The 6908-nt window shown below is 65.9% G+C and carries 5 protein-coding genes and 1 pseudogene; all 6 read right to left on the reverse strand.

Annotated elements, in window-relative coordinates; all coding sequences use genetic code 11:
- Positions 1-199: 199 nt before the first annotated feature.
- On the reverse strand, positions 200-1873 hold the full coding sequence (gene ettA / locus LzC2_RS11110; RefSeq protein ID WP_171186864.1) for an energy-dependent translational throttle protein EttA: 1674 nt from the start codon (positions 1871-1873) through the stop codon (positions 200-202).
- A 202-nt stretch (positions 1874-2075) separates the two neighbouring features.
- Positions 2076-3116, reverse strand: a complete 1041-nt coding sequence (locus LzC2_RS11115) for a caspase family protein (RefSeq protein WP_171186866.1) — start codon at positions 3114-3116, stop codon at positions 2076-2078.
- 205 nt (positions 3117-3321) lie between these two features.
- Complete coding sequence (locus tag LzC2_RS11120; protein ID WP_246254934.1) at positions 3322-3861, reverse strand: NADPH-dependent FMN reductase; 540 nt, start codon at positions 3859-3861, stop codon at positions 3322-3324.
- A 701-nt stretch (positions 3862-4562) separates the two neighbouring features.
- Positions 4563-5567, reverse strand: a pseudogene (locus tag LzC2_RS22260) (recombinase family protein); the annotation flags it as partial.
- 331 nt (positions 5568-5898) lie between these two features.
- The gene (locus tag LzC2_RS11130) at positions 5899-6426 is read right to left on the reverse strand and encodes a DUF2213 domain-containing protein (protein ID WP_171186870.1); all 528 of its coding nucleotides are present in this window, start codon (positions 6424-6426) and stop codon (positions 5899-5901) included.
- 50 nt (positions 6427-6476) lie between these two features.
- Positions 6477-6869 carry a hypothetical protein gene (locus LzC2_RS11135; protein ID WP_171186872.1) on the reverse strand — a complete coding sequence of 131 codons (393 nt, stop codon included), beginning with the start codon at positions 6867-6869 and terminating at the stop codon, positions 6477-6479.
- Positions 6870-6908: the final 39 nt, after the last annotated feature.

The following is a 6908-nucleotide window of genomic DNA, read 5'->3' on the forward strand; positions in this document are numbered from 1 at the left end:
GCGGGGGCGGACAGAACCTGTCCACATCAGGCCGATCAGTCTTCCCCGCCGATACGGCCGGTTCAAGCGGTTTTCGTCGCGGGCGCCCAGCGGACGCCCTCCCGGACTGCCGGCGCCGGCAGGATCCGCGCCGCCGAACCGGCCCTCCGCCCCGCGCGCCCATCCGATGAGTTCCGGGCGAACGTTCGCGCGAGACTCGTCAGACGGCGATCTTCTGGAACTTCGTGCGGGTCGGGCCGACGTCCCCGTCGCGGTCCTTCTTCATCCGCTCGTAGAGGTCGTAGTTCCCCTCGAACCAGGTCGTCTTGCTGTCGCCTTCGAAAGCGAGGATGTGCGTGGCGATGCGATCGAGGAACCAGCGGTCGTGCGAACTGACCATCACGCACCCGCGGAAGGTCAGCAGCGCTTCCTCCAGCGAACGGAGGGTGTCGACGTCGAGGTCGTTCGACGGTTCGTCGAGCAGCAGCAGGTTGCCGCCGCTCCGCAGCAGCTTGGCGAGGTGCACGCGGTTCCGCTGTCCGCCGGAGAGCGTGCCGACGAGCTGCTGTTGGTCCGGACCTTTGAAGTTGAACTTACTGGCGTAGGAGCGGGCGTGCATTTTCTGCCCGCCGCCCAGTTCCAGAATGTCATGTCCGCCGCTGATTTCCTCGTAGACGCTTTTGGTCGGGTCGAGGTCGCCGCGGCTCTGATCGACGTAGGCGAGCTTCACTTTCTGACCGACGCGCAGCGTGCCGCCGTCCGGCTCTTCCTGGCCGGTGATCATGCGGAACAGGGTCGTCTTGCCGGTGCCGTTCGCCCCGATCACGCCGACGATCCCGCCGCGCGGCAGGCGGAAGGTCAGGTCGTCGTACAGCAGTTTGTCGCCGTACGCCTTCCGCACGCCCTCGGCTTCGACCACCAGATCGCCCAGCGGGGGACCGGGAGCGATCTGAATTTCGGCCGTCTCGTCCGCGATATCGACCTTCGTGTCCTGCATCTGCTGGAAGCGCTCCAGCCGGGCCTTGTTCTTCGTGGCGCGGGCCTTGGGCGTGCTGCGGACCCACTCCAACTCCTGCTTCATCGTCTTTTGGCGCTTGGACTCCTGCTTCTCCTCCAGCGCGAGGCGAGCCTGCTTCGCTTCGAGCCAGGCGGTGTAGTTCCCCTCAAACGGCAGGCAGCGGCCGCGTTCGATCTCGAGAATCCAGCCGGCGACGTTGTCCAGGAAGTACCGATCGTGCGTGATCGCGACGACGGTGCCCTTGAAGGCCGCGAGATACTTTTCCAGCCAGCTGACGGAGGCGGCGTCGAGGTGGTTCGTCGGTTCGTCCAGCAGCAGCAGATCCGGCGAGGAGAGCAGCAACTGGGCGAGGTACACCCGCCGCTTCTCGCCGCCGGAGAGCGGTTCGACCAGGGCGTCGTCCGGCGGCACGCGCAAGGCGTCCTTCGCCATGTCGAGGGTGCGGTCGATCTCCCAGAGGTTTTCCGCGTCGATCCGCACCTGGATCTTGTCCAGCTCCTTGAGGGCCTTCTCCATCTCCTTCGGGGAGAGGTCCTCGCCGAGCCTCATGTTGAGGTCGTTGAACTGCTCCAGCACGGCGCGCTTATCGGCGACGGCCAGTTCGACGGTCTCCGCGACGGTGAGGGAGCCGTCGAGGTCCGGCTCCTGCTTGAAGTAGCCGACCGTCACGTCCTTCATCATCAGCCCGGCTTCGCCGTCGAAGTCGCGGTCTTCGCCGGCCATGATCCGCAGCAGCGTGCTCTTACCGGCGCCGTTCGCGCCCAGCACGCCGATCTTCGCCCCCGGATAGAAGGCGAGGTGCACGTCCTTCAACACCTCTTTGTCGTCGTAGACCTTGGTGAGGCCTTCGATCTGATAAATATACTGCTGGCTCATGCTGACTCGGGGCCGCTCCGCCGGGCGGCGGGGGCGAAAGGAAGGGGGGAAGCAACGATGGCGGGGACGCGATCCGGCGGGGCATCGTAGGTACGACGTCCACAACCGCAATCCGGGGAACCCGGAAGGCGTTCGAGTCCGCGATCTTCGCATTCACAGACGCGCATTCACGCACGCCCCCTCAGCGACCGGCGGGGGCCCTTCAGGGCTGGTCCAGCGCGGCTAGCTCAAACGCGAGGGGCGTCTGCGTCCTCTGCACGGACCTGCCGTTCGCCACCCCGTTGGGGTTGAAGAATCGGAACTGCATCTGCGTGTCGTCGCTGACGGCCTGAAACACGGCCGGCCAGGCGAGATTGCGGTCGAGATTCGCTTCGACCACCCGCTGGAACGCCCCGGTGAACAGCGAACCGGCCCGCACCGGGTAGCACATGGAGACTTCGTCCTGCTGGCTCGACGTCACGTCCACCACGCCGGACGACTGGAAGAACAGCGATCGCATCAGGGGGCGGGTGCGCTCGTTCCAGGCCCGGGCCGCGACTCCCGGCTCCTTCCCGGGCCATTTGGTGAAGCAGGTGTCCGAGATCAACACCGTCAGCTTCGCGTTGTGCTTCTTCAATGCGGCGAGAACCGTGGAACGTCGCAGCTCCACGCCGCCGTGGGGCATGTGGAACAGGTGACCGTCCTTGGCGGTGTAGCCGCCGTGCCCCGAGTAATAGAACAGCACGGTGTCGTGCGGGGCGACCTTGAGCGAGCCGATGCGGGCCAGCACGTTCTGGGCGGTCAATCGCTTCTTCCATTCAGCGGAGGCTTCGGAGAACTCCTCCGTCTCCAGCAATCGATTGTCCACGCTGTCCTGGATCAGGCCTTCGAGGTTGGCGGCGTCCGCTTCGCAGTCGGGACCGATCGACTTGTCGAGTCGATCCGCCACCGTCAGCACATGTACTCGCGGAACGTCCCACGAGGCTTGCACGATGTTCGCGGCAGCCGGAGGGCTATGCGTGCAGTTCGGGTCGTCGATCAGGCACTCGGCGAGCTTCATCCCGCACCCGCAGGGACAAACCGCCTGCCGCATCGCGACGACGACTTCGTTCGTCCGCGTGGTTCCCAGCCGGCTCATGTCGACGCGGGGGAACGACATGGCGGTCCGCCAGTCCGGCCGCTGCTGCCCCCGACATTCCGCCCCCCCGACGGCGAAGCCGCACAGCGATGCCGCAACGAACAGCGTGACGCAGCGAGTCGACATCGGAGGTCCCTGTGAGCGACGGCCCGAGGCGCATCGAGGAACGGCCCGACCCGGGCGGAGTTTCTTTCACCCCACCCGTCCCGAAGAACGGTGTCAAGAACTGATCGCGGGAAGTCCTCCCGCTCGACGGGAGAACCCGTCGCCAAGCCGCAAAGCGGCCGGTGCGAGCCGTGTTCCCCCGCGGGGAGCCGGGCCGCTCGGCATTTTATTCAACCTGCAGCGCGCGACTGACGCGGACGGTCTCGTCGACCAATTCTTCCACGCGGCGACGGACCTCCTCGTCGGTGATCTGCCATTCCTCCTCGGAGATCGGCGAGAAGGCGTCGCCGGTGGCGTAGACGAACCGCGGCACGATGTGGCAGCGGAAGTCCAACATCAGGCTGTTCGCCAGTCCCATGCCGCTCATGTAGCTGCCCTGCCCGCCGGCGCTCATGAGCAAACCGATCGTTTTGCCCTCCCAGGATCGCCCGGCGAGTTCGACGAGGTTCTTCGCCGCGGCGTTCACGTCGAAGTTGTAGACGGGAGCGGCGAGGAGCACCGCCGTCGCCTCGGCGCCCAATTCGGCGGCCCGCACGACGTTCGGGTGACCATACGCCCCCGCCCCGTCGCACACCGGCAGCGGAGTCTCGCGGAGGTCCAGCACTTCGGCTCGCTCCCCCAACGCTTCCAACCGACGGGCGCAAGCCGCCGCGAGTTCCCGGCTGCGACTGGCCGGGCTGAGACTGGCGGAGACGACGAGGTACATGACACACACTCACGAGCAGCGGCTTGGAGCAGATCGGATTGCATCGGCCCGCCGGCGGGGCCGGCGTCCGGTCCGTTTTCGTCCCAGACTGTAGTGCCCGTGCGTCCTTTCGCATTGAGCAGCAGCCCCGAAAGCCGGAACGACCACGTTTTCGAGCGATGATTCGGTTGGTCGGGCACCGGTTCGACGTACACGCCTGCCGGCTTCCCGTCCGGGGTCGTGCCGACGAAAACCATCTCCGCCAAGGTGCGGCGATCCGCATGCGTCAGAGCCGCGAAATCGGTGTCCGCACATTGGTCTTCCATCCGCCGCTTCGCCCGTTCGATGCGCTCCGCCCGGCGTTGCTTCGACGCGGCGATGTGGGCGTTCACGGCGCCGCACGCGGCCGTTGCGGTGGCGAGGATGTCCCCCGGGGCGGGAATGTCGCGAAGCTGACGTTCGAGGGCGGCGAGCTTCGATTGGATTCGCAGTTCCGTCGCCGCAATCTCGTCCAGTTGGTCGCCCGCCTGTTCGTCGGTGAGCTTCCCCTTGCCGATCATGCGAAGCAGTTGCCCACGCCCCGCCTTTGCCTCGTTCAGGCGACCGCGTAGCCGCTCGGCTTGGGCGTGCAGCCGCTCGGCTCCCGCCGGGTCCGGTCTCGCCTCTTCGATCGCCCGCACCACCCGGGCCGGGTTGCCGAAGAGGTCGAACAGGGTCCGCATCACCGCGTCTTCCAAATCGTCGCACCGGACGAACGGCCGCGGCCTCACGTCGCATTCCTTCGCACCCCTCCGCGTGCCGTGGCGGTAGTAGTGGTGTCGGGCGTTCCCGCCGGACAGTTGCCCGGACAACGCGTAGCCGCACTTTCCGCAAAAGACCATCCCGGTCAGCAAATACCGATCGGGCCGCCGGGCGACGCTCGTGGTCCGGTTCGCAGCGCAGCGCCGCGTGACCGCTTCGATGGTCGCGTCGTCCAAGAGCGGCGGAACGGGCGTCGGCACGGTCAGCGTGGTGCCTGCGTCACGATCGGCAAAAGTTTGTTCCCACACCCCGCCGCTCCGGTGCATGAGGTTCTTGTGCAGGATCGGCCGCGAGAATCCGTATTCCGTCGCCAAATCGCGAAGCGACTCCCCGGCGAGATACCGGCGGGCGACATCTTCCATCATCGCCTTCGCGTCAGGATCGACGGCCCACCCTTCCGGTCCGCCGGCGCTGCGGTCGAAGGTGCGGCCAAACGGGAGCTTCCCGCATGTCGGCAAACCGCGGCGAGCGCGATGGATGCGGGCTTCGATCGATTTTTTCCGCGTGGTCGCTGCCTGTAGCTGCCCCATCACCGTCGACATTTGCAGTTGGAAGACGTCCGCCGGTTCGGAGAGGTCGTGCTCCCGCGTGCCGACGAAAAACCGCACGCCGTACTTTTGGAAGGTGCGAATACCTCTTTCCCCGGCGCCGTTGTCTCGGCTCCAACGGTCCGCATAGGCGACCATGACAGCGTCGATCTTGCCCGCGGCGGCGTCCTGCAACATCCGGTCGACTTCGGCCTTTTCCCATCCGGGCGTGGCGTGCTCACTGCCGCCATACCACTCCGCGACTTCACCGCCGATCGCGGGGGCGTTCCGCTCAATATCGCTTTTCTGCAACGTGAGCGATTCGCCTTTTCGTTCCTGGCGATCCGTGCTCACCCGTATAAGGGCGCCGATTCGCAGCGGTTTAGATTTGTCAGACATTGCCGATCTCCGTGCCGACCGCGGGGATCAAAAACGGCACGGGGAGCCGGGATCGGCTTCCGGTCTCCCCTACCCGCGGGGGATCAATCCCACGGGCGCCGCGTCGCGATCATCGCCGCCCGGGACGCTGCCCGCAAGCACTTGGCCGCGTCGGCCTCGTCGGCGTTTGGGTTTTCGCCCTGTTTGGGAAACGTCATCCAAACATAGCGCCCCCACAAACATAAAAACGGCGACGGTCGCGACGCTCAATGCGCAACCGCCGCCGCCGCCCGCCGTCCCACCGGCGGGGCTTACCCGGGGCCGGCCCAAGCCCGGCCCGGTCCCGGGCGTCTCACGCAGCCAGCAATCCGCACCCCGCCGCGATGCTGCATGCCCCCGTGATGTCGGGCAAGATAGCGAGGTGATCGGGTTTATAGTTGCTTACGGTGCCGTCGAAATGAGCGCCGTTAAAGCTGCCCGGAATATCGTCGGAGTCAAACCACAATCCCGTGCTCACTTCGACCTGCATGCCATGGTTTAGGGCAGTCAGCACGCGAGAATCGACCCGCTCCAACGCCGTGGGATCGATCCACAATTCGGCGACGAGGCGGTTGCGGGATGCGTCGAACCTCGTATTAAACACGAACCCGACTTTCCGCCCGTCGAAAATCCGGGGATGCCCGGCCGACGGACTCCCCCATTGGTCCGGGTGATAGACCACGACAGGGCGGGAATTCCAGTGCGGCGCGGACGCCGCCAATTCCGCCGGCGTATAAAGCACCGCCCCCGCGCTGCCCTCGTGCACGCCCGTGGTCAACATCGTCACCGGCGCTACGAGGTGCGGGCGCCCTTCCAGCGTGGCGGTTCGGATTTGGGGCATCGGGTCGGGGTTTCGTGTGGGAGGTTGTGAGTGAAGGTCGACGCGGCGGTCTATTTCGGGGGCGGGAAAAACATCACGGGCGACTCAAGCGGAGCGACGTCGTGCACCGCGGCGTTACTCGCGCTCGTGCTCGTGCTCGCCGGAGGCGGGCGGAAATCATAGACCGGGGATTCCAACGGCTCGGCCTCGTGTTCCGCGTTCGCGGCGAACGGCGCCGCGGCGCTGATTCGATCGGCTTCGGCTTGTCGCTCGTGATCGAGTTCGATCGCGTCGTGGATCGTTTTGGTAGGCGGGAAATACGACATATCGTCGCCGTTCTTTTCGCACGCCTCCCGGATATTCCCGCTCGTGTTCGCCGTCGGGCGGAAATCATAGACCGGGGATTCCAGCGGTTCGACCGCGTGCTCGGCGTTGGTGCAGTAGACGTTTTGTTTGACGGGCATCGAAAAACTTTCGGAGAGTGATAGAGAGGGGAAGGTGAG

It is taken from the genome of Alienimonas chondri (assembly GCF_013036045.1).
GTDB classification, from domain to species: domain Bacteria; phylum Planctomycetota; class Planctomycetia; order Planctomycetales; family Planctomycetaceae; genus Alienimonas; species Alienimonas chondri.